The 21,718-nt window shown below is 62.4% G+C and carries 20 protein-coding genes; 14 read left to right on the forward strand and 6 right to left on the reverse strand.

Annotation, left to right across the window (positions count from 1 at the left end; all coding sequences use genetic code 11):
* Positions 1 to 192: 192 nt before the first annotated feature.
* The gene (locus SAZ10_RS06020; RefSeq protein WP_318608276.1) at positions 193 to 1,035 is read right to left on the reverse strand and encodes an IclR family transcriptional regulator; all 843 of its coding nucleotides are present in this window, start codon (positions 1,033 to 1,035) and stop codon (positions 193 to 195) included.
* 264 nt (positions 1,036 to 1,299) lie between these two features.
* Between SAZ10_RS06020 and SAZ10_RS06025 the strand changes: the two genes are divergently transcribed.
* The 7 genes from SAZ10_RS06025 to SAZ10_RS06055 all read left to right on the forward strand — a co-directional run bounded on the left by SAZ10_RS06025 (position 1,300) and on the right by SAZ10_RS06055 (position 8,419).
* Complete coding sequence (locus tag SAZ10_RS06025) at positions 1,300 to 2,847, forward strand: aldehyde dehydrogenase family protein (protein WP_318608277.1); 1,548 nt, start codon at positions 1,300 to 1,302, stop codon at positions 2,845 to 2,847.
* A gap of 88 nt (positions 2,848 to 2,935) precedes the next feature.
* A complete protein-coding gene (locus SAZ10_RS06030) occupies positions 2,936 to 4,234 on the forward strand; it encodes an aspartate aminotransferase family protein (RefSeq protein ID WP_318608278.1) in 1,299 nt (432 codons plus the stop codon).
* A gap of 59 nt (positions 4,235 to 4,293) precedes the next feature.
* Positions 4,294 to 5,460 (forward strand): FAD-binding oxidoreductase, encoded by a 1,167-nt coding sequence (locus SAZ10_RS06035; protein WP_318608279.1) that lies wholly within the window; start codon positions 4,294 to 4,296, stop codon positions 5,458 to 5,460.
* Between the two features lie 47 nt (positions 5,461 to 5,507).
* Positions 5,508 to 6,269, forward strand: a complete 762-nt coding sequence (locus SAZ10_RS06040; RefSeq protein ID WP_318608280.1) for an amino acid ABC transporter ATP-binding protein — start codon at positions 5,508 to 5,510, stop codon at positions 6,267 to 6,269.
* Positions 6,266 to 6,910 (forward strand): amino acid ABC transporter permease, encoded by a 645-nt coding sequence (locus tag SAZ10_RS06045; protein WP_318608281.1) that lies wholly within the window; start codon positions 6,266 to 6,268, stop codon positions 6,908 to 6,910. Before SAZ10_RS06040 ends, SAZ10_RS06045 begins: the two co-directional genes overlap by 4 nt.
* Positions 6,907 to 7,566: an amino acid ABC transporter permease gene (locus tag SAZ10_RS06050; protein WP_318608282.1), complete on the forward strand. Its 660-nt coding sequence runs from the start codon at positions 6,907 to 6,909 to the stop codon at positions 7,564 to 7,566. Before SAZ10_RS06045 ends, SAZ10_RS06050 begins: the two co-directional genes overlap by 4 nt.
* Positions 7,567 to 7,603: 37 nt before the next feature.
* Positions 7,604 to 8,419 carry a substrate-binding periplasmic protein gene (locus SAZ10_RS06055; RefSeq protein ID WP_318608283.1) on the forward strand — a complete coding sequence of 272 codons (816 nt, stop codon included), beginning with the start codon at positions 7,604 to 7,606 and terminating at the stop codon, positions 8,417 to 8,419.
* Between the two features lie 397 nt (positions 8,420 to 8,816).
* On the opposite strand, the gene SAZ10_RS06060 is transcribed toward SAZ10_RS06055, so the two are convergent.
* The 3 genes from SAZ10_RS06060 to SAZ10_RS06070 form a co-directional block, all read right to left on the reverse strand.
* Entirely contained in the window at positions 8,817 to 9,149 is a 333-nt protein-coding gene (locus SAZ10_RS06060) for a hypothetical protein (protein ID WP_318608284.1), read from the reverse strand.
* A gap of 205 nt (positions 9,150 to 9,354) precedes the next feature.
* Positions 9,355 to 10,875, reverse strand: coding sequence for a hypothetical protein (locus tag SAZ10_RS06065; RefSeq protein ID WP_318608285.1), 1,521 nt, complete (start codon positions 10,873 to 10,875; stop codon positions 9,355 to 9,357).
* Between the two features lie 333 nt (positions 10,876 to 11,208).
* A complete protein-coding gene (locus SAZ10_RS06070; RefSeq protein WP_318608286.1) occupies positions 11,209 to 12,393 on the reverse strand; it encodes a cystathionine beta-lyase in 1,185 nt (394 codons plus the stop codon).
* A gap of 124 nt (positions 12,394 to 12,517) precedes the next feature.
* Between SAZ10_RS06070 and SAZ10_RS06075 the strand changes: the two genes are divergently transcribed.
* From SAZ10_RS06075 to cml, 7 genes are all read left to right on the forward strand, one after another.
* Positions 12,518 to 13,333 (forward strand): phosphatase PAP2 family protein, encoded by an 816-nt coding sequence (locus tag SAZ10_RS06075; RefSeq protein WP_318608287.1) that lies wholly within the window; start codon positions 12,518 to 12,520, stop codon positions 13,331 to 13,333.
* Between the two features lie 240 nt (positions 13,334 to 13,573).
* Complete coding sequence (locus tag SAZ10_RS06080; RefSeq protein ID WP_318608288.1) at positions 13,574 to 14,602, forward strand: amino acid ABC transporter substrate-binding protein; 1,029 nt, start codon at positions 13,574 to 13,576, stop codon at positions 14,600 to 14,602.
* Positions 14,603 to 14,662: 60 nt separating this feature from the next.
* Positions 14,663 to 15,853, forward strand: a complete 1,191-nt coding sequence (locus tag SAZ10_RS06085) for an amino acid ABC transporter permease (protein ID WP_318608289.1) — start codon at positions 14,663 to 14,665, stop codon at positions 15,851 to 15,853.
* A 5-nt stretch (positions 15,854 to 15,858) separates the two neighbouring features.
* Positions 15,859 to 17,016 (forward strand): amino acid ABC transporter permease, encoded by a 1,158-nt coding sequence (locus SAZ10_RS06090; RefSeq protein ID WP_318608290.1) that lies wholly within the window; start codon positions 15,859 to 15,861, stop codon positions 17,014 to 17,016.
* Positions 17,017 to 17,034: 18 nt separating this feature from the next.
* Positions 17,035 to 17,838, forward strand: coding sequence for an amino acid ABC transporter ATP-binding protein (locus SAZ10_RS06095; RefSeq protein WP_318608291.1), 804 nt, complete (start codon positions 17,035 to 17,037; stop codon positions 17,836 to 17,838).
* Between the two features lie 95 nt (positions 17,839 to 17,933).
* Positions 17,934 to 18,602: a TIGR02117 family protein gene (locus SAZ10_RS06100; RefSeq protein ID WP_318608292.1), complete on the forward strand. Its 669-nt coding sequence runs from the start codon at positions 17,934 to 17,936 to the stop codon at positions 18,600 to 18,602.
* 271 nt (positions 18,603 to 18,873) lie between these two features.
* Entirely contained in the window at positions 18,874 to 20,082 is a 1,209-nt protein-coding gene (cml, locus tag SAZ10_RS06105; protein WP_318608293.1) for a CmlA/FloR family chloramphenicol efflux MFS transporter, read from the forward strand.
* A 69-nt stretch (positions 20,083 to 20,151) separates the two neighbouring features.
* On the opposite strand, the gene SAZ10_RS06110 is transcribed toward cml, so the two are convergent.
* On the reverse strand, positions 20,152 to 21,378 hold the full coding sequence (locus SAZ10_RS06110) for an FAD-dependent monooxygenase (RefSeq protein WP_318608294.1): 1,227 nt from the start codon (positions 21,376 to 21,378) through the stop codon (positions 20,152 to 20,154).
* A gap of 11 nt (positions 21,379 to 21,389) precedes the next feature.
* Entirely contained in the window at positions 21,390 to 21,638 is a 249-nt protein-coding gene (locus SAZ10_RS06115) for a zinc-finger domain-containing protein (RefSeq protein ID WP_318608295.1), read from the reverse strand.
* Positions 21,639 to 21,718: the final 80 nt, after the last annotated feature.

Consider the following 21,718-nt stretch of genomic DNA (forward strand, 5'->3'; position numbering starts at 1 on the left):
CAGCGATGTCTCTGATGTGACCTGCTCTCGCCAGGATGCAGGGCACGCAGACGAGCCGATCCCGCGCTTGATCGCAGATCCTTTCCAAGGATGATCCGCCGCGAGAAGGTCCTGACAACGAGACAAGCAGTTCGAATGATTCGCCGACCTGCTTGGCGCGGTTCCGGAGCCGAATGGGCTAAGACCAGGCGTTCAGGCGCCCGCCTGTCGCGAATCGCTTGCGGAGCCCTTGGCGGCGGCAGCGGATTCTTTGGTCGAGCCCATCTGGGCCAGCTTTGCCATCCGCCGGGCAGCCTCTGCGAGCGCCTCGCAATGCTGATCGAAGTTCTGGTCGATGATCTGCCCGTAGGGGCCGGTCAGTCCCACCGCATATACAACCTCGCCGCTGGTCGGATTGATCGGGAAAGCGACCGAGCCGAGACCCGGAACATGCTCCGCCAGGTCGGTGGCGTAACCACGCTGGCGCACCTCGGCGAGTTCCCTGATCAGCTCCGAGAGCTTGGTCTTTGTCCTGTCGGTGTAGCTGCGCAGCTCCGTCGCCAATATCTTTTTCACAGTCTCCGGCGGATGAAATGCAAGTATCGCCTTGGCCGAGGCGGTGGCGTTCACAGGCATCGTCATTCCCGGCATGACATAGGTCCGTATCGGGCTGTCGGGCGCGACGCACGTGACGGAGCGCACTTCGACGCCATCGAACTTCGAGAGGAAGGCGGACTGCCCGGTCCGATCCGCCAGATCCTGGAGCGGTCGCTGGGCGAGCGTTGCGAGCCAGCCGCTGTCCGGGGACATCTGAAGCAGCTGAAGCAGGCGGTCGCCAAGGCGGTATGACCGGTTGCGACCGCTGTCTGCGTTGATCATTCCGCTTTCGATCAGGGCATGCAGCAGCCTGTTGATCGTGGTCTTGGGCAATCCCAGCGTCGTTTCCAGTTCTGTCGCCGTCAGGCCGTCCTCGAACGGCGCCACCGTTTCCATGATCGAGATGTAGCGCTCGAGCGGACTGTCCTTGGTGCTCGGCTTCTTCGACTTCCTGTTCACGGGCACCCATCCGCCTGACAATTGCGACTGCTGAAAACGTTATCGTTCAAAACAAATACCAGGGGCAAGGTCGGCCTCCCGTTATCCCGCCGTTCCTTCGGCCAGCTGTTCTGCTGCGAGCAACCGGCTCGACGCAGACATGCGGGGCTTCACCCACGTGTTCATTCCGAAATGTGGCATTAGTCTCGATTTACGGAATTCTGGATTGACTCGCAAGCAGGATACTGATTATCGGAACCAGTACCGTTTTTCGGAGGGTTAAAGATGGCTGAACTCCCACGTGTGACTTATTCGAACATCGGAGTGGACTTCTCTCCGGTGCACGCTCACATCGACGCGCTGATCCCTGCCTTCGAGAAGAGCAGCCTGGGTCTCGAGTGGTCGACGCCCTTCGCAAACGGCGCGCGTGTGGAAATCCGCAGCCCGATCGACAGCAGCATTTCCCTCGGCAAGTTCCCGGTCTCGACTGCGTCCGACATCGATTCCGCCATCAAGGCTGGCCGGACCGCTGCAAAGCGATGGAACCGCTCGACGCTGGAGGAGCGCCTTGCATTCGCTGCACGCTGGCGTGAGGCGTTGGCGGAGCGGAAATACGACCTGGGTCTGGCCGCCCTTTACGAGATCGGGAAGTCGCGCATCGAGGCCCTCGGTGAAGCCGACGAATGCCTCGACATGGTCGAATACTATGCATCCGAATTGAGGACGAACAACGGCTACATACGGCCGATGAACGAACTGGTCGAGAACGAGACCGCCACAAGCTTCATGAAGCCCTACGGGCTGTTCGCGGTCATCGCTCCCTTCAATTTCCCGCTGGCTCTGTCGATCGGCATGGTCTCCGGTGCGCTGCTGACGGGCAATGCGGTGGTCTACAAGCCGTCGCCGGGCTGCGCGCTCACCGGACTGCTGATCGCCGAAACTCTCCGGAAGGCAGGCCTTCCTGAAGGTGTCTTCAACATCGTTCTTGGTGACGGCGGGGTCGGTCGCCTGCTGGCAACCCATGACGGGATCGACGGCGTTGCCTTCACGGGTTCGCACGAGACGGGCATGAGCATATTCCGGCACATGGCGACGCTGCCGCACATGAAGCCGGTCATCGCCGAAATGGGTGGAAAGAACCCGGCCTACGTGACGAGCAAGGCGGATCTCGACCGTGCGGCGCAGGGCGTGGCGCGCTCGGCCTTCGGCCTGCAGGGACAGAAGTGCTCGGCATGCTCCGTCGTCTATGTAGACGAGAAGGTGAAAGCTGAATTCATCGAGAAGCTGGTGGCATTTACGGGCAAGCTGGTCGTGGGCGATCCGCGCAGGGCCGAGACCTTCATGGGCCCGGTCTATGGTGACGCGACGGTCGCTCGCTTCAAGGACGCGATTTCAGAAGTCGAGGGCAAGGGCAAGATCCATTTCGGCGGACGCGCTCTCGGGCAGGGGTTCGCGGATAATTACGTTCTGCCGACTGTCGTCGAGCTCGACGCGCCCGGTCGCCTTACCCGCGACGAACTCTTCATGCCTTTCGTCGTGATCCGCGGGTACGACAATCTCGAGTCGGCGATCGCGGAAGGCAACGACATTGCCTATGGCCTGTCGGCCGGCATCTTCACCAACGACGAGAGCGAATTGCAGTACTTCCTCGATAACGCCGAGGCAGGCGTCCTCTATGCCAATAGAGCAAGCGGGGCGACGACAGGCGCATGGCCGGGCGCGCAGCCATTCTGCGGGTGGAAGGGCACAGGCGTCAGCGGCAAGGGCGGTCTCGGCTCCTGGTTCCTGCCACAGTACCTGCGCGAGCAGAGCCACACGATAATGACCAAGTGATCCGGAGATGGTCGCGACTTCCGTCGCGGCCCGTCCAAGCCTGTATTCCTCAATCGATTGTGAGATCATGCGTCACTATCCAGATTCAATGCCGAAGTCCCGCGCGCTGTTCGAGCGGGCCCGAAAGGTCATGCCGGGCGGAAACACCCGGACGACGGTCTTCATCGACCCGTTCCCGATCTACGCCCAGCGCGGCGAGGGCTGCCGTGTGTGGGATGTCGATGGCAACGTCTACTACGACTGCATCAACAATTTCACGGCGATGATCCACGGCTACGGCCACCCCGATGTCACGGCGGCGGTGGTGGACCAGATGCCCCACGGTTCGGCTTTCGGAGCGCCCACCGAGAGTGAGCTCGATCTCGCCGAACTGTTGTGCGAGCGCCTTCCGTCGGTCGAGCAGATCCGGTTCGCCAACTCCGGCACGGAAGGCGTGATGATGGCGATCAAGGCGGCTAGGGCGTTCACCGAACGGTCGAAGATCGTAAAGATCGAAGGCGCCTATCATGGCTCGTACGATTTCGCGGAGGTCAGCCTTGACAGTTCGCCCGCCAATTGGGGCGACATGCCAGCTTCGACGCCCTACGCGAAAGGCACGCCGCGCGGCGTTCTCGACGACGTCATTGCCGTGCCCTTCAACGATATCGCTGCCCTGCAGGCTGTCTTCGGCGCGTATGGCGACACGATAGCGGGCATTCTGATCGACCCGATGCCGAACCGTGCCGGGCTTGTTCCCGCACGGAAGGATTACCTCGATGCGATGGTCAAGATAGCCCATGCCGCCGGCTCGCTCGTGATCTTCGACGAGGTCATCTCCTTCCGTCTCGGCTATTCGGGCGCGCAGGGCCTGTGGGGCATCACGCCAGACCTGACGGCGCTGGGCAAGATCATCGGCGGCGGTTTTCCGGTTGGCGCGGTCGGGGGCAGGGCCGATGTGATGGCGGTGTTCGATCCGACGCGCGGAAAGCCTGCGCTGCCGCATGGCGGCACCTTCACCGCGAACCCGGTGACGATGCGAGCCGGCCTTGCGGCCATGCGCGCCTTGACGCCGGCCAGCTTCGCGCATCTTGACGCGATCGGAGCCCTGCTGCGCGAGGGCATCACGGCCTCGCTCGCTCGCCATGGCCTCGACGGACAATGCGTCGGGCTCGGCTCGCTCTTCAAGGTACATTTCACGGCGCTGCCGATCAGCGACTACCGATCGGTTTATCCGGGTGCGTCCGAGCGCAGGAAGCTCGACCTCTTCCACAAGAGCCTTATCGACCGCGGCGTGCTCTCGGCAAGCTACGGACTTTTCGCGCTGTCCACCTCCATGACGCACGAAGATGCGCGCGAGATCCTCGCGGCAATCGACGGAGCGCTGGCGGAAGTCGCGGCGCAGCAATGACAGCGCATCCATCGCCGGAGCATTCCGCGATGGGCAATGAAGCAACATACGGAAGTCAAATGACAGCTTCTCCTCACGTCGTCGTCATCGGAGCAGGCACGCTCGGGATGTGTTCCGCGCACGCACTCGCCGAGCAGGGTGCTCGTGTCAGCGTGATCGACGCGCAATCCGTTGCGTCTGGCTCCAGCGGCCGATCGGTCGGGGTCGTCGGTACGCAGCTGACGGACCCGTTTGAAATCCAGCTGCGCATGCATTCGGTGCGGCGCGTCCGTCAGTGGGAGGAGCGCCTCGGGCTCGGCTTCAACCATATAGGCTATCTGCGCCTCGCACGGACCGCAGAGCAGATGGAACTGTTCGCACGCTCGGCGGAGATCCAGCGCGAAGCAGGCTTCAGGTCCCGGGTCTACCAGGCAAACGAGCTTCAGCAGCTCGTGCCGCACATGAGCTCGGATGAACTCGAAGGCGGCATCTTTGGTCCGGACGACGGCTTCCTAGATCCACACGAGATGTGCACGCTGCTGGCCCAAGAGGTAAAGAAGCTCGGCTCGGAGGTTTTCCAGTTCCGTAAGCTGCTCGGCGTCGCGCGGACAGCCGGTGGCTACCGGCTGGAGACCAGCAAGGGGCCGATCGAATGCGACTTCGTCGTGAATGCGGCCGGCGCCTGGGCGCCGCGCGTGGCCGAGATGTTCGGGCAGACGCTGCACATCCTTCCGGAGCGCCATGAGGCGCTGGCGATCCATCTGGACGAGCCGCTGCCCTATACGATGCCGATGGTCATGGACCTGGTGAACGGTCAGGGCACCGGGCTCAACTTCCGACATGAGAAGGCGCGTGAGCTCATCGCGGAGATCCACAAGGTTGCTTCTCCGCAACCCGAGGATCCCGACAACTACAACGAGCAGTGCGAGGAAGAGTCCAAGGTCTGGCTGGCAGAGATGCTGCTGAAGCGCGTGCCCGATTTGCCGGGTGCCAGGCTTGGCCGTGGTTGGGCGGGCCTCTATCCCGTGACCGCCGACCACCGCCCCCATGTCGGACCAATCGATCCGTCCGAGCCGCGCGTGATCACGGCCGCCGGCGCGGGCGGCTATGGGATCCAGCTCTCGCCGGTGATCGGCCTGACCGTATCGGACTGGGTGCTCCAGGGTGCCCCGACATTGATGCCGGAAGCCCGGCAACTCGCTCCGACCCCGGAAAGAAACATCCCCGCCGCGCATGCGGCGGCGTGACCAGCGGGACACCCGAGACAACCCGCTAGTGCAGGGACAGTGAAACCATGCCCGAGGCAGAGAACATCGTCCGCATCAAGGACATCCACGTGACATATGGCGGCCATCATGCCGTGAAGAACGTCTCGCTCGACATCAGGCGCGGCGAAGTGGTTGCGATCGTCGGCCCCAGCGGTGCTGGCAAAAGCACACTGCTGCGTGCGATCAACATGCTCGAACAGCCGTCATCCGGCACGCTGGAGGTCGGCGCTTTCAGCTTCGCCGTCGGCCGCAGCCTCGCAGCCGGAGAACTTCTGAAGCTCCGGCGCTCGACCGGAATGGTCTTCCAGTCCTTCAACCTGTTCCCGCATATGACCGTGCAGCGCAACATCTCTCTGCCGCAGATGCGGGTTTTGGGACGCACAAAAGAACAGGCGGACGCGCGCACTGCCCAGCTGCTCGAGCGCGTGCATCTCTCGGACAAGGCGCATTCCTATCCGGCTCGCCTTTCCGGCGGGCAGCAGCAGCGCATCGCGATCGCTCGCGCCCTGGCACTCGATCCCAAGGTGATGCTCTTCGACGAACCCACGAGCGCCTTGGACCCGGAACTCGGGCTCGAGGTGCTAGCCGTGATGCGCGAGCTTGCCGAGGAAGGCATGACGATGATCATCGTCACGCACGAGATCGCCTTTGCCGCCGACGTCGCCGACCGCGTGATCGTCATGGCCAATGGTGAGATCATCGAGCAGGGTCCGCCTGACTCCGTGATCCTCAATCCTGCCTCGCCCCGCACGCAGCAGTTCTTCCGCGCCGTCGTGGACCGCAAATGATCGACCTGCTGGTTTCATTGCTCAAAGGCATCCCGGCCACGCTGATGGTGACGCTCGGCGCCTTTGCGATCGGAGCCGCCGCCGCCGTGCCGCTGAGTCTCATGCGGCGTTCCCGCTCGCATCTGCTGCGGATTCCGGCGCGCATCTACATCGACGTTGTCCGTGGCATCCCGCCGATCGTCTGGCTGTTCATCATCTTCTTCGGTCTGGGCAACGGCGTGATCGTGCTGAGCTCGCTGCAGGCCGCGATCCTGGGCATGGGACTGGTTTCGACGGCCTATCTCGCCGAAATCTACAGAGGCGGCTTCCTGGCGCTTTCGAGCGGACAGCAGGAAGCGTCGATGGCCCTCGGCATGACACGCATCGACGCTCTCCGCTACGTGCTCGCGCCGCAGGTCCTCCGAGTTTGCCTCCCGCCCATGGCGACATTTCTCGTCGGCCTGCTCAAGGACACGACCGTGGCATCCACGATCGGCGTCAGGGACGTCATGATGTATGCGTCGCAACAAGCCCAGGGCGGGAGCGGCAATTTTACACCGTTCATCCTTGCGGCCCTTCTTTACATCCTGCTCTCGATCCCGGTCGCCGTGATGGCGCGTGTGATGGACGAGCGATTGCGCGCCCGGGGGCAGGCGAAATGACCGAGATGCTAATCAACTGGCTGGAATGGTCACCCCAGCTATTCAAGGGACTGCTCGTCAGCGTCCAATTGGCCGGGCTGGCCCTGCTGTTCGGAATGCCTATCGGCCTGATTCTGGCGCTCATTTCCTCCAGCAAGAACCGGCTTGTCCGTCACATTGCAGTGGCGCTGGTCGAGATCGGGCGTGGCGCGCCGGCGCTGGTCGTGCTGCAGATGGTGTATTACGGGCTGCCCGCTTCCGGCCTGACAGTCAGCGCCTTCACCTCCGGAGCGATCGCTCTGGCACTGACCACCGGCGCCTACACGAGCGAGATTCTCCGCGCCGGCCTGAATGCGGTTCCGCATCGCGAGATCGAGGCGGGCTGGGCGCTCGGCATGACCCATCAGGATGTTCTGCGCTTCGTGGTCATCCCGCAGGGGATCCTTTTCGCGGTGCCCGCGCTGATGGGCTTCGCCATCATCATCTTCCAGGCGACGGCTCTCACTTACACCATCGCCATTCCCGAGCTTCTGGCTCGCGCCTATCGCGTAGGCGCGGCCACCTACCTCTACCTCGATGTGCTGATCCTGGCGGGCTTGTTCTATCTCGCCATCACTGTCCCCTTCGGATGGCTGGTCTCGTACACCGAACGTAGGCTGGGCAGCCATCTCGGCTGACCGGCAAACCACCCATTGAAATTCAGAGGAGAGCATAGTGAAAGAATGGGTCAAGTTTACCGTCGCTGCGACGATCGCAACGGGCCTCGGCATCTGCGCAGCTTCCGCACAGGACTGCACGCCGCAGCATAAGTTTGAGACCGTCACGGCGGGCAAGCTCACTGTCGCGCTCACCAACACTGCCCCTTACTCGCTGGAGAAGGATGGCGGTATTGCCGGTATCGACGGCGAACTCGTGAAGCGCTTCGCCAAGGAAAACTGCCTGGAGATCACTTATGAGATCTTCACATATCCGGGCGCTGTTTCCGCGGTTCAGTCCCGGCGTGCGGACATCGGGCTTGGCGGTTTCTACCGTACCGCCGCGCGCGAGAAGGTCGTTGCCCTGTCCACGCCGGTCTATCTCGACCAACTGTCTGTCACCTCGGCCGACGGCGTCGACACGGTGGATGGCCTGCTCGGCAAGAAACTAGGCACCGTGGAAGGTTACCTTTGGGTTCAGGACATGGAGAAGCTTTACGACGGCTCCAAGACCTACCCGTCCTCGCTAAATCTCGCTCAGGACCTCCACGCCGGCCGTATCGAGGCGGCGCTCGACGGCTTCGGCTCTGCGGTCGTCCAGAACGAAGGGCAGGACTACAAGGTGCGCGTCCTCAAGCAGGATCCGCGCATCGATGCGACCATGAATCCGTCGCAGACCGCCTTCCTCCTGGACAAGAGCAACGAGGATTTCGTGAAGGCCGTCGACGCGTCGCTGGAAGCTTACCGCAAGGACGGTGCCATCGCGGAGGCGCTCAAGGCCTACGGCCTCGATCCTTCTGCCGCTGACGTCGGGGAAGCCCGCGTCATCGAGTAACGCCTTTTTCTCGAAGGCCGCTCGCCAGCTTCCCGGGTTCGAAAGTGAACCCTGACGCGGCGTGCGGCCCGTCCACACGCACCGCCTTGCGGCAGCCGGCAGTTGCCGTACCGTCTGATCGCTCCTTCTGGCTGCAGGATGTCAAGTGCCGAGGTCGCGACGGAGCCGCTCGCCGGTTGCGAACGCGGCCTAGATCTGCGATTCCCAGCGCCAGGTTACTTTAATTGCCAGCGCACGCCACGCGGCCGCGTCGTGTTGGGTCGTGGCAGCGGCAATGTCGACTGCCGCGGGCCTTTCAGCGCTGGTTTCAACCGCAGACCCGAACAGGGCCGGGACAATCTGCGCCAATTGCACAGGGCCTATCCCGTGCTGCGTGCGGGAATTCTACCAAAGGAGTTCATTTATAGATCGGCCCTCGCTTGGCGGGATGGTGCACACGATGGTAGGCTTTCGGGTAGAACGCCGTGAATTGGTCGATGCAGCCGTAGACACACTTGCCAGGTGGCACTCCGACCCAGGCCCGCCTGATGCAATCCTGTCCTAGCGGCGACGCCGGCGTGACTCCTGAATAGGCACGGCACCATGCCGCGACCCGTTGCGCATGCGCCTCCTGATCGTACATCAAGGCGTAGTTGGTTTGGCAGCCGGCCACCATAGCACCGAGTGCCACAATCGCGCCGGCAGCGAGGATGAGGTTGCCGCGTGTGGTAGAAGTGGTTTTTGCGGCCATGGCGAAACTCTCCTCCGATCCGCGGCTGATTGCCTGGCCGCTATTGGCGCATCGGCCGGCGCGGCTAACATAGAACAACTCGCTGCACCTATAGATCGGTTGCCGTTCCGCAGATCATTTCCGGCAATCACGGGCAGGGCAAACGGGAAAAATCAAACGATCCGCTATCCCGCGCCGCCGACCTTCCGGCCTTAGCGGCCGTCGCTCATTTACCGGCAATTGCCGCTGAGACGGCGCGGCTTTGCGGCCTGATCCGGCGCGAGGGTGATTTGCGGCGCGAGGTATCCGTGCTCACGCTGGCGGCCTCCGCCGTGCCGTCTTGTTCTTGCTCCTTGGATTTCATGACCCTGTAAAGCCGCTCGTAGGGCAGAAGCTCCTTGATCCGGGTGTTGAGGGCTGCGATCTCGGCGCGCAGGTCCTCGCATTCCTGCCTATGGATATCGAGCTGGATCTGCTCGGAGGCATGCTGCAGCGACAGCTGGGAGATGTTCGCGCTTGCCGCCGAGAGGTTCATCTTGTCGTTCTCGGTTTCCTGCATGAGCGCGGCGAGCCTTTGGTCGGCAACATGTTTCTCCGCCAGCGCGTCGCTGAGCTGGGTCTTGAGCCTGGCATTCTCGCTCGCGGCCTCGTTCTGCTCGCCTGCGGCTGTCTCCAGCCGGTGTTGGAGGTTCTGGATCTCCGATCGCAGGCCTCGCATCTCGGCGAGATTACGCTCGACCTCGGCTTCCCTGTCCGCTTCCGTGCTGCGGGCGGTCTCCGCCATTTCGGCTTGCCTCACCTGTGCGGCCTCGAGCGCCTTCTGAAGTCTGAGCACCTCTTTCTCGCTCTTGGCGAGCGTCGCGATCATTTCCGCATGGCGGGCGGCCTCGCTGGCATGGATTGTAGATATCTCGTCCAGCTTGCGCCTTGCCTCGGCTTCCCGCTTCATCGTTTTGTCGAGATCGATCGACAGGCTCACCTGCTTCTCGCGCAGGAGGTCGTTCTCGCGCGCGCGCCTTTCGGCTTCGAGCGCACGCGCTGAAAGCATCTTCACGAGGTCGCCGAGCTCGGCCTCGCTGCGGGCGATCGCATTGTTCGCCTCGACCAGTTCCAGCTTGGCGGCGGCGACCATCTCGCGCAGCGCCTCCTTGTCCTGGAGCAGGGCCGTCTCACGCTGCCTCAAGGTTTCGATCGCGTTTTCGCGCTCCTGCTCTTTGCGTTCTGCGTCGTAGAGCTGCTCCGCGAGCTTCCGCTGCTCACTGATCAAGCTGGCATTCGCCAGCTCCAGCTCGTTTGCCCGGTGGATGTCGGCATGGAGAATATTGAAGAATTCCCGCGTCAGATTGTGCGAGATCGTCACCTCGGCCAGCTTCGTGCCGATCTCCTGCAGGTGCTCGTGCGCCTCATGATAGAGCTGGTCGAAGGAGCTCAGCGCCGCCAGCCGGCTCTGCGTATGCGAGGTCAGCCGGCGCGCGTTGTCCGCGGCCTCCTCGACAGGTTCAGGCAGGCTCGCGTCGGCAAGATCCTCTTGCGGCTGCATTTCGTTTTCATTGGCGGCGGAGTTTTCCGGCGCTTCCACCGCATCGGCCACGTCATCGTTGGCTGTGTCGTCGTTCGCCGGCTCCGGGCCCTCCAGGCCGAGGTTCTCGTCGAAGGCTTCGCCCATTTCGATCTGTAGCTCCTCGAAAGCCAGGTCGATTTTTTCGTCTACGCTGTCTTCACGCCTGATCAGACCCTTGAAGTTCATGACGCATACCCCTGCGCTAAAGAACAATTACCTTGTATTCACGGTGCTGTAAGCTCTCTTACAGGCGCAACTTTCGCTTGAAAGACCCCTTGTTGCACAAGAACCAAATGATAAATGTATTAATGCACTCACTCGGTACGTTTTAGGGCGGACCGGCTCGGTATCAAGAGTTGCACGGAGTCAAAGAATCGCATGGGTCTGGGGTATCTATTGCGGATACCTCCACCATTTGGTCATCACTTCGGGATTTTGTTTGCACGAAAGGCTGATCGATCCTCCCCATTTCGCATGAGATGGCAGCGGGTGAGGGAGGGTAATCTTTTGTGTGCGCAGTCAGGAGAGTGCGGCGACCGCTGCCAAGCCTCGCTCGAGGTCGGCCTTGAGGTCTTCGACGTCCTCCAAGCCGATCTGCAATCGGATCAGCGGGCCTTCGTAAGGGCCCTTGGCGATCACGCGGTCGCCGATGAAGACGGGAACAGCGAGGCTCTCGTAACCACCCCAGGAATAGCCGAGCCCGAAGACCTTCAGCGCATCTAGAAACGCCAGCTGTTCCTGCTCCCCGCCGCCGGAAAGCACGATCGAGAAAAGCCCGGAGGAACCGCAGAAGTCGCGCTTCCAGATGGCGTGGCCGGGATGGCTCGGGAGCGCCGGGTGCAGCACACGGGCGACGCCGTGCTTGCCCTCCAGCCAGCGCGCGATCTCCAGGGCATTTTTCTGGTGATGCTCAAGCCTCACGCCCATTGTGCGCAGCCCGCGCAGCACCTGGTAGACGTCGTCCGGGCCTGCGCACATGCCGAGCGCCTCCGAGGAGCTCATGAGTTGCGGCCAATGGGCCGCATTGGCGGATACGGTGCCGAGCAGCACGTCGGAATGTCCGGCGGGATATTTGGTTGCGGCATGAATGGTGACGTCGACGCCATAGTGCAGCGCCTTGAAATAAAGCGGCGTAGCCCAGGTGTTATCCATCATGACGATTGCACCGGCGGCATGCGCGACCTCGGCAATTGCCGGGATGTCCTGTATCTCGAAGGTGTTGGAGCCGGGCGATTCGGTGAAGACGACCTTGGTGTTCGGCTTCATTGAAGCCGCTATGCCGGCGCCGATCTCCGGGTCGTAATATTCGATTTCGACGCCGAACCGCTTGAGCATGGTGTCGCAGAACCTGCGGGTGGGGTTGTAGAGGGAATCGACGATCAGCGCATGGTCGCCAGCCGAAAGGAAGGCCAGCAGCGGCACGGCGACGGCGGCGAGCCCCGACGGCACGATGATGGTGCCGGCCGAGCCTTCCAGCTCGTTGATCGCCGAAGTGAGCGCGTCGGTCGTAGGGGTGCGCATTCCGTAGGTATATTTCTGGCTCCCCTCGCGTCGGCTGGCCATGAGGCGCGCTTCGGAAAAGAGCACGGTCGAGGCATGCACGACAGGCGGATTGACAAAGCCGAAATAGCCGTGTGGATCGTTGCCGGAATGAATGAGCCGGGTATTGATGCCCGAGTGCTTTGCCGTTTCGTCCTTAGCCATGCGAACCTGCCTGCCGAAGAAAGGCGATACGCATAGTCATGCGGGATGGCGGGCGCAACGGCCCGAAGCGGGTTGTCGATTGGTACAAGCAGTTGATTGGCGTAAGGGCCGTCGCCACGTATGAATGATGGACAAGAGAGTGGAGATGGAGCCGGGCCGGATGCGGCCGCATAGGCGTCTCGCGACCGCCTTGGTCGGTGCACGACAGCGACTGATGCGCGGCCGCTCTCATTCGGTCGACCCGATCTGGACTCCCGAGATGAGCCGCTGGCTCGCAGTCGGGCTTTGCCTCGCACTGATCGCGAGCCTGACCGATGCTGCAGCGATCCGTTACGTGCACGGCTCGCAGGACGCCATTATCGCCTTCATGGCCTACATTACCAACGTCGGCAAATCGCAGTGGTTTCTGGTGCCGGCCGCGTTGATCTTTCTGGCAGTCGGCCTGCTCGACTGGTCACGCCAGGGAATGCGCGGCAAGGCGCGCCTCTCATTCCTGTTCGGTCAGGCAGCCTATGTCTTCTCGGCGGTCGCGCTCTCCGGGATTTTCGTCAATATCGTCAAGGTGATTTTCGGCCGCGCACGGCCGCGGCTGATCGACGAGGTCGGCCCCTTCCATTTCGACCCGTTCACCTTTGGCTATCTCCATGCGAGCTTCCCGTCAGGGCACTCGACCACGGTCGGCGCGATCGTTGGTATAGTGATGATCTGGTACCCGCGCTGGCGGCTTGTCACGATCGAACTCGGTCTGTTCTTCGCCGCCACCCGCATCGCGGCGGGAGCGCATTACCCTTCCGATGTGGCGACGGGCTTCCTCGTCGGGATATTCTTCTCGATCGTGATTGCGCGGTGGCTGGCCAGCCGCGGCGCGGTCTTTCGCTTCGTTGCGGGAAAAGTCCTTCCCGTACCGGCGGCGACTATAGCGAGAAAATCCAGGACCTAGCTGCCCGATCAGCAGCCGCCGATTCCCTCAAACCATGAGGCGACGAGATCGTTGCTGGCTATGGTCCAGTTAAGTCTTTCGTACTTGACCAGCAACAAATAATGCCCTTCGATGCAATTCGTGAACGAGAAGGGCGCTCGCGTCTGCGAGGCGCCAGCCCCCGGGTGGGACGGGGGACAGACGCTCTTTCCGAAAACGGGCTCGGTCGGTGGTCCTGAACAACAGAAAAGGGTTTCGGGTATGAAGAAAATTTTGATCGGTCTGCTTGCGGCTGCGGCGGTCGGCTCGGCTGTGTCGGCAGCCTCGGCGGGCACGCTCGACGACGTCAAGAAGAAGGGATTCCTGCAATGCGGCGTCAATACCGGACTGCCTGGCTTTGCCGCGCCCAACGACAAGGGCGAATGGACCGGCTTCGACGTCGACTACTGCCGCGCGGTTGCCGCTGCGGTCTTTGGCGACGGGACCAAGGTCAAGTTCACGCCGCTGTCGGCCAAGGACCGCTTCACCGCACTGCAGTCCGGCGAGATCGATGTCCTGATCCGAAACACGACCTGGACGATCAGCCGCGACACGGCGCTCGGCTTCAACTTCACCGGCATCAACTACTTTGACGGCCAGGGCTTCATGATCAACGCCAAGAAGCTGCCGGGCGTGAATTCCGCGTTGCAGCTCTCGGGCGCATCGGTCTGCGTGCAGAGCGGCACGACGACTGAGCTTAATCTTGCCGATTACTTCAAGGCGAACAAGATGGAGTACAACCCGGTCGTCTTCGAGAAGCTCGAGGAAACCAATTCGGCCTACGACTCGGGCCGTTGCGATGTGCTTACGACCGACCAGTCGGGCCTCTACGCCACGAGGCTCACGCTCGCCGCCCCGGACGATCATGTCGTGCTGCCCGAGATCATCTCCAAGGAGCCGCTCGGTCCGGCCGTTCGCCAGGGCGACGACCAGTGGTTCGACATCGTCAAGTGGGTGCACTTTGCACTGCTCAACGCCGAGGAACTCGGTATCACCCAGGCCAATGTCGAGGAGATGAAGAAGTCGGATAATCCCGAGGTGAAGCGCGTGCTCGGCGAAGAAGCCGACACCAAGATCGGCACCGACCTTGGCCTGACCAATGATTGGGTCGTCAGGATCGTGAAGGCCGTCGGCAATTACGGAGAGATCTTCGAGCGCAATGTCGGGCAGGGCTCACCGCTGAAGATCGCGCGCGGCATCAATGCGCAATGGTCGAAGGGGGGGCTGCAATACGCTCCTCCGATCCGCTGATCGACGAGAGGCCGGGAGGCGGGCTGCCGCCTCCCGGAGCATCAGCTGGAAGGGAGTCTGATGGCGTCTCAGGAAACGATCCGGCATGCCGAGCCCGCCTGGGCCTCGTACATCAATGATCCAAGGATCCGCGGGGTCATCTACCAGCTACTCCTTTTCATCGCCCTCGTCGCCTTCGTCTGGTGGGTCGTCGACAACACCGTTGAAAACCTGCAGCGCGCCAAGATCGCGTCGGGTTTCGCTTTTCTCAGAGGCAGGGCCGGGTTCGACATCAGCCAAAGCCTGATCTCATATTCGTCCGACTCTACTTTCAGCCGCGCGCTCCTTGTCGGGCTGCTGAACACGGTGATGGTCGCCGTCGCTGGCGTGGTTACCGCCTCGATTGTCGGCTTCCTCGTGGGCATCGGCCGTCTCTCCCGGAACTGGCTCATCCGTAAGATATCGACCGTTTACGTCGAGGTATTTCGCAACATCCCGCCGCTGCTCGTCATCTTCTTCTGGTATTTGGGCGTTCTGGCGGTGCTGCCGCTGCCGCGTGACAGCTATCATCTCCCGTTCGGCTCCTACCTGAACAGCCGCGGCTTCTTTCTGCCGAGGCTGGTATGGGGCGAGGGGGCCGGGCTGATCCCGCTTGGCTTCCTGCTCGCGATAGCCATGAGCTCGTTCGTCGCCCATCGTGCCCGTCAGCGGCAGATGGCGACAGGGCAGCAGTTCCCCGCGTTCTGGACGTCGGTGGGCCTTATTGTCGGCCTCCCGCTGCTTGCCTTCTTCGCGGCGGGAATGCCGCTCGAGATCGAATACCCGAAGCAGGCGACCTTCAACATGGCTGGCGGCTTCAAGGTCACGCCGGAATTTCTCGCACTCTATCTGGCGCTGTCCTTCTACACGGCTTCCTTCATTGCCGAGATCGTGCGCGCCGGCGTGCTTGGCGTGAGCAAGGGCCAGACGGAAGCGGCTGCGGCGCTCGGGCTGAGGGCGGGCGCGATCCTCCGCCTGGTCGTCGTGCCGCAGGCACTGCGCATCATCATCCCGCCGCTCACCAGCCAGTATCTCAACCTCACGAAAAACTCGTCCCTGGCCGTGGCCATCGGCTATCCCGACCTCGTGGCGATCGGAGGCACCATCCTCAACCAGACGGGCCAGTCCATCGAGGTCGTCGTCATCTGGATGGTCATCTATCTCGGCCTGAGCCTCGCGACGTCAGGGTTCATGAACTGGTTCAATACCAGGATGGCGCTGGTGGAGAGGTAAGGGGAATGCAGGAGCACGACCTCACCTTCGTCCGTGTCGAGATGGCGCTGGCCGAAAAGCCCCCGCGCAGCGAGGCCGGGCTTGTCGCCTGGCTGCAGAAGAATCTCTTTGCCTCGATCCCCGATATCATTCTGACGATCGTTGGCGTCATCCTGGTCTTCCTGATCGTGCCGCCGCTGGTCCGCTGGGCCTTCATCGATGCGCAATGGGTCGGGGTCGACCGCAATGCTTGCTCGACTGTGGCACAGGGCGGCGCGCAGCCTGACGGCTGGTCGGGGGCCTGCTGGGCCTTCGTCGGGGCAAAGTTCCAACAGTTCATGTTCGGCAGCTATCCGTTCGCGGAGCGCTGGCGTGTGGTGCTTACCGGCATACTGTTCGTCATTCTGCTCGTGCCGCTGATGATCCCGAGGTTCCCGTATAAAGGCACCAATGCGATCCTGTTCTTCGGCGTCTTCCCGGTGGTCGCCTTCTTCCTTTTGGTCGGCGGCTGGTTCGGCCTCGAGCACGTCGAGACGCCACTCTGGGGCGGTCTGCTCGTCACACTGGTGCTTTCCTTCGTAGGGATCGCAGTTTCGCTCCCACTCGGCATCCTGCTGGCGCTTGGCCGACGCTCGAACATGCCGATCGTCAAGATGATCTCCGTGATCTTCATCGAGACCATACGCGGCGTGCCGCTGGTGACCGTGCTCTTCATGGCGAGCGTCATGCTGCCGCTGTTCCTGCCGCCCGGCGTTACCTTCGACAAGCTCATGAGAGCCTTGATCGGCGTTGCGTTGTTCGCGTCGGCCTATATGGCGGAGGTGGTGCGCGGCGGGCTGCAGGCGATACCCAAGGGGCAGTACGAGGGCGCCGATTCCCTCGGGCTGAGCTATTGGCAGAAGACGGGGCTGATCATCCTCCCGCAGGCGCTCAAGCTCGTCATACCCGGCATCGTCAACACATTTATCGGCATGTTCAAGGACACCAGCCTCGTCGGCATCATCGGCATGTTCGACCTGCTTGGCATCGTACGCCAGGCCTTCTCCGACACGAACTGGGCCTCGCCACAGACGCCGATCAGCGGCCTCGTCTTTGCCGGTTTCGTGTTTTGGCTATTCTGCTTCGGCATGTCGCGCTATTCCATCTATATGGAACGCCGGCTCGACACCGGCCACAAACGATAACCAGGGAACCGGATTTATATGAGTACCGAGAACATCGTCAGCGCGGAAGAGATCAAGGTCGATCTCAAGAAGATGCACATCTCCGATACGGACGTCGCCATTGACATCGTCGGGATGCACAAATGGTTCGGCGAGTTCCACGTGCTGCGCGACATCAATCTGAGGGTCATGCGGGGCGAGCGGATCGTGGTCTGCGGGCCGTCTGGCTCGGGCAAGTCGACCATGATTCGTTGCATCAACCGCCTGGAGGAGCACCAGAAGGGCAAGGTGGTCGTCGACGGCAAGGAACTCACCAACGATCTCAGGAAGATCGACGAGGTCCGCCGCGAGGTCGGCATGGTGTTCCAGCACTTCAACCTCTTCCCGCATCTGACCATCCTGGAGAACTGCACGCTGGCGCCGATCTGGGTGCGAAAGATTCCGAAGAAGCAGGCCGAGGAGACGGCCATGCACTTCCTGCGCCGTGTGAAGATCCCCGAGCAGGCGCATAAATATCCTGGACAATTGTCTGGCGGCCAGCAGCAGCGCGTGGCGATTGCCCGCTCTCTCTGCATGAACCCCAAGATCATGCTGTTCGACGAGCCAACCTCGGCGCTCGATCCGGAGATGATCAAGGAAGTGCTGGAGACGATGGTAAGCCTGGCCGAGGAGGGCATGACCATGCTCTGCGTAACGCATGAGATGGGCTTCGCGCGCAAGGTCGCCAACCGCGTGATCTTCATGGACCAGGGCCAGATCGTTGAACAGAACACGCCGAACGAGTTCTTCGATCATCCCCAGCACGAGCGCACGAAGCTGTTCCTCAGCCAGATCCTGCATTAAGGGCATCTCAGTGTCAGGATGGCCGTCCACTGACATGGCGGCCGTCGTCTTGAAAGCCGCGCTGACGAGCGTACGCTGTCGGGGGCAGCGGGAGTATGAGGAGGGGGCTCCGTTGGTTCGTTGCCGTTGTCGGTTCAGTGCTCGCCGCGCTGATCCTCGGCACGGTGCTGCCGCGACCGCTGTTCGAAGAGGCCGCGGGCAGCGGGCCTGAAGGGCGGCGCATTCTCGTGCTTTCGAGCCCGATCCACACCGACATTGCCGTTCCGGCCGAAGCACTCTCCGATGCGGAATTCGAGTTCCTGCGCGAAGCATCCCTGCCGGTCGACAATTCCAATGCGCGCTGGGTGCTGTTCGGCTGGGGCGGCAAGGCGTTCTATGTCGCGACGCCGGAGCTGACGGACATCCACCTTGGACCGCTGCTGAAATCCTTTATGCTCGACAGCTCCGTCATGCATGTCCAGGTGACCGGGGCGATCGACGAGGCTCAACCTTTTGTCTCAGCCTACACGATATCCGAGGATGGACTCACCCGCCTGCTCTCCTTCGTCAGGGGGACCTTTGCAGAGGCGGATGGTGCGCCGGTTCGCCTGCCGGGCACGGGCTACGGAGAGAGCGATACCTTCTTCGAGGCGATCGGCTCGTTCAATGCCTTGCTCGGTTGCAACACCTGGACCGCCGCAGCGCTGCGCGAAGCGGGGCTCCGGACAGGATGGTGGAACCCGCTGCCCGCGACGCTAGGCTATTCGCTGATGATCTATAACTGATGGCGAAAGCCAGACTTCGGCCATTCCTGGGCAGCCGCCATTCAACACGAACAGACGAGCCGGTTGATAGGGCGCTGCATCGCTGGTAAGTGCACCTTCTTCAGCCCGATTGGCCGACTTACACAGGCGCGAAACATGGAATCTAAGCAAGCAGACAGATAGGCCGCAACAACCCCTCTTCGTTGTTGCGGCAGTCTGCCCGGTTCCTCTTCCGGTCCAATACAGCGCAGGCCGCCCGCCAAATCTCATTCATTTGAGCGGATGCTTCGTGATGCCTACTCAGAACCCACGGCTGTGGGCCTACAGCCTGCCGGTCGCTTTGATGCTGCTGGCTCCCTTCGACATTCTCGCCTCGCTCGGCATGGACATTTATCTGCCGGTCGTTCCTGCGATGCCCGGGATTCTCGGGACCACGCCAGCGGTCATCCAGATGACCCTGACTTTCTACATGATCATGCTCGGCATCGGGCAGACGGTATTCGGACCCTTGTCCGATCGTCTCGGTCGCCGCCCGGTGCTGATCGGTGGTGCGCTGCTTTTCGCTGCTGCGTCACTCGCGCTGGCCGCCACCTCGGCGGCTTACCCCTTCGTCGCGTTCCGGCTGGTCCAGGCGACTGGGGCATCGGCAATTCTGGTGGCCGTTTTTGCGACAATACGAGACGTCTACGCCGAAAGGCCGGAAAGTGCAGTGATCTACAGCCTGATGAACGCAATACTGGCATTCGTGCCGGCGCTTGGTCCCGTGGCGGGCGCGCTGGTTGCCGGGTCGTTCGGCTGGCGGGCCATTTTCGTGCTTCTGGGCATACTCGCCGTGGTGATGCTCGTATGGGCGCTACCCAACTGGCACGAGACACGTCGCCTCGGAGGGGCGCCGCGTGAAGCCGTATTCGGTCCCGTGCTGAAAAGCCCCGCCTTCTGGGCCTACACGCTCGGCTTCGGCACGGCCATGGGCACATTCTTCGTGTTCTTCTCCACCGCTCCGCGAGTTCTGATCGACGGGGCTGGGCTGTCGGAACTCGCGTTCAGCGTAGCATTCGGCACGGTTGCGCTTGTGATGATCGTCACGACACGCTTCACCAAGAGCGTCGTGAGGCGGCGGGGAATCGCCGACACCGCCATCCGCGGCATGACAATACTGATTCTTGGCGCCGGTTTACTGACACTGGGCCAACTCTGCCTGCCGCCATCGTTCTGGTCCTTCATTCTGCCGGTATGGCTGATGGCGGTCGGAATTGTGTGCACGACCTCGGTTACGGCCAACGGTGCATTGCAGGAGTTTGGGGACATTGCCGGAAGCGCAGTCGCCCTGCATTTCTGCGTCCAGAGCATCATTGCCAGCGTCGTCGGTACCTGTTTTGTCGTGGCGCTGAACGGCGAAACAGCCTGGCCATTGATCGGCTATGCGGCCGCCATGGCGGCGATTACGCTTACAGCGTTGCTGTGGGTTCGCAATCGGCAGGCACGTCCGCTTCCCGCCTGACCGCATCTGCGCGGGCGGCCTTCGAGCGAGGTCGCCCGCACTATCGTGGGCGCAGATGTGTCCGCTCTGCTATTGGACGTCGTCGCGACCGCTCATCCGCCAGCCATAGAGCCAGTCGAGATCGGTGGCGAGTTGTTCTGGCGACCGCGACTTCAGGAACAGGTTGCGGGCGAGCGCGACCGGCCCCACGGCGTGCCAGGCGAAGCGGTTCAGTCCGCCGCGGCGGACAACCTTCGAGACGCGCGCGCGCCGCTCCGCGGCCCATGTCGCAAGCGCGCCAGTGGCGTCGGCCGAGGCAGCCGCTACCGTGTCGGCCAGCGTCACCGCATCCTCGATTGCCATGGCCGCGCCTTGCGCGGCGAACGGCGTCATGGCGTGCGCGGCGTCGCCGATCAGCGCGAACGAGCTGCCGAGTGTCCAGTCTTCGAAACTGACGGTATGGATCGGCCAGACCGTCCAGCCCTTGATCGCCTCGATCAGCCTGCGGATTTCCTTCGCGGAGCCGTCGACCGCTTGACCCAGCAGCGCGGCGTCGGCCTGTCCTGACCAGCCATGATCGAGCGGCCGGCCTCTTGTGACGGCGACGAGGTTGAGTGTTTCACCACCGCGCAGCGGATAAACGATCAGGTGGAACGCCGGATGGACAAAGACGCTGACGGATCTTGCGTCGGTAATCCTGCCAAGAATCTGGCCTGCCTCACCCTGTGCAGGCATCGTCGCGCGCCAGGCAATGCTGCCGGAGAACCGGCTCCTGCCTTTCGCCCCGGCGAGGCTGCGAAGCTTCGACCAGACTCCGTCCGCAGCGACCAGAAGCAACCCATGCTCTTCCGCCATCTTGCCCTCGCGGTCGATCGAGGCGGTGACGCCTCTCGCGTTGACCGCGAAGTGGCTGACGGAAGCGCCGGCGCTGAATGTGATGCCCGGTTCACCTGAGGCGCGGGCAAGCAGCGCATTTTGCAGATCGGCTCGGTGGACGACGAGATAGGGTGCGCCCCAGCGCCGCTCGGCGAAGTCGCCGAGCTTTACGCGGGCCAGCACGGCAAGGCTGCGGGCATCCACGAGCGTCACGTCGTCGGGGCGCACGGCCACCGATAGCAGCGCGTCGAGCACGTCGAGCTCACCGAGCAGCCGGGTAGCGTTCGGCGAAAGTTGCAGGCCGGCGCCCACCTCGTCGAGCCGTGGGGCGCGCTCATAGAGCTGGACGGCAATGCCGCGCCTGGCGAAGGCGAGAGCGGCCGTCAGCCCCGCGATCCCGCCGCCGGCGACGATGACCTGGCGGGAGGCCCTTCGCGCCATATGTCAGTGATTCAAGCTGCTGCCGGCGTGACGTAGAGGCAGCCGTCGGGGCGGGTCTCGCCGGCCTTCAGCCCGGGCGAGTAGCGATAAAGGGTGGAGCAATAAGGGCAGACCTTCTCATTGTCGCTGCCCATGTCGAGGAAGACATGCGGATGATCGAAAGGCGGGTTGGCGCCCACGCACATGAATTCTTTCACGCCGATTTCGATGACGGGATGGCCCGCATCGTTCTGGAAATGGGGTACGGTTCCGCCAGCCATGTCAAGTCTCCTACACCGCTTGTTTCGGCGGCCAAAAGCATGGGTTTGCGTTTGGAGCATATGCCGCATGTTTGCAAGAT

Source organism: Mesorhizobium sp. BAC0120, from assembly GCF_033542235.1.
GTDB lineage: Bacteria > Pseudomonadota > Alphaproteobacteria > Rhizobiales > Rhizobiaceae > JAWRCU01.

What these genes read in the sequence shown, in the direction of transcription:
- SAZ10_RS06100 (WP_318608292.1), top strand. Translation starts at nt 17,934, where the DNA reads ATGAGGAGGGGGCTCCGTTGGTTCGTTGCCGTTGTCGGTTCAGTGCTC.
- SAZ10_RS06065 (WP_318608285.1), bottom strand. Translation starts at nt 10,875, where the DNA reads ATGAACTTCAAGGGTCTGATCAGGCGTGAAGACAGCGTAGACGAAAAA.
- SAZ10_RS06070 (WP_318608286.1), bottom strand. Translation starts at nt 12,393, where the DNA reads ATGGCTAAGGACGAAACGGCAAAGCACTCGGGCATCAATACCCGGCTC.
- SAZ10_RS06110 (WP_318608294.1), bottom strand. Translation starts at nt 21,378, where the DNA reads ATGGCGCGAAGGGCCTCCCGCCAGGTCATCGTCGCCGGCGGCGGGATC.
- SAZ10_RS06030 (WP_318608278.1), top strand. Translation starts at nt 2,936, where the DNA reads ATGCCGAAGTCCCGCGCGCTGTTCGAGCGGGCCCGAAAGGTCATGCCG.
- SAZ10_RS06115 (WP_318608295.1), bottom strand. Translation starts at nt 21,638, where the DNA reads ATGGCTGGCGGAACCGTACCCCATTTCCAGAACGATGCGGGCCATCCC.
- SAZ10_RS06085 (WP_318608289.1), top strand. Translation starts at nt 14,663, where the DNA reads ATGGCGTCTCAGGAAACGATCCGGCATGCCGAGCCCGCCTGGGCCTCG.
- SAZ10_RS06080 (WP_318608288.1), top strand. Translation starts at nt 13,574, where the DNA reads ATGAAGAAAATTTTGATCGGTCTGCTTGCGGCTGCGGCGGTCGGCTCG.
- SAZ10_RS06045 (WP_318608281.1), top strand. Translation starts at nt 6,266, where the DNA reads ATGATCGACCTGCTGGTTTCATTGCTCAAAGGCATCCCGGCCACGCTG.
- SAZ10_RS06060 (WP_318608284.1), bottom strand. Translation starts at nt 9,149, where the DNA reads ATGGCCGCAAAAACCACTTCTACCACACGCGGCAACCTCATCCTCGCT.
- SAZ10_RS06035 (WP_318608279.1), top strand. Translation starts at nt 4,294, where the DNA reads ATGACAGCTTCTCCTCACGTCGTCGTCATCGGAGCAGGCACGCTCGGG.
- SAZ10_RS06040 (WP_318608280.1), top strand. Translation starts at nt 5,508, where the DNA reads ATGCCCGAGGCAGAGAACATCGTCCGCATCAAGGACATCCACGTGACA.
- SAZ10_RS06090 (WP_318608290.1), top strand. Translation starts at nt 15,859, where the DNA reads ATGCAGGAGCACGACCTCACCTTCGTCCGTGTCGAGATGGCGCTGGCC.
- SAZ10_RS06050 (WP_318608282.1), top strand. Translation starts at nt 6,907, where the DNA reads ATGACCGAGATGCTAATCAACTGGCTGGAATGGTCACCCCAGCTATTC.
- SAZ10_RS06075 (WP_318608287.1), top strand. Translation starts at nt 12,518, where the DNA reads ATGATGGACAAGAGAGTGGAGATGGAGCCGGGCCGGATGCGGCCGCAT.
- SAZ10_RS06095 (WP_318608291.1), top strand. Translation starts at nt 17,035, where the DNA reads ATGAGTACCGAGAACATCGTCAGCGCGGAAGAGATCAAGGTCGATCTC.
- SAZ10_RS06025 (WP_318608277.1), top strand. Translation starts at nt 1,300, where the DNA reads ATGGCTGAACTCCCACGTGTGACTTATTCGAACATCGGAGTGGACTTC.
- cml (WP_318608293.1), top strand. Translation starts at nt 18,874, where the DNA reads ATGCCTACTCAGAACCCACGGCTGTGGGCCTACAGCCTGCCGGTCGCT.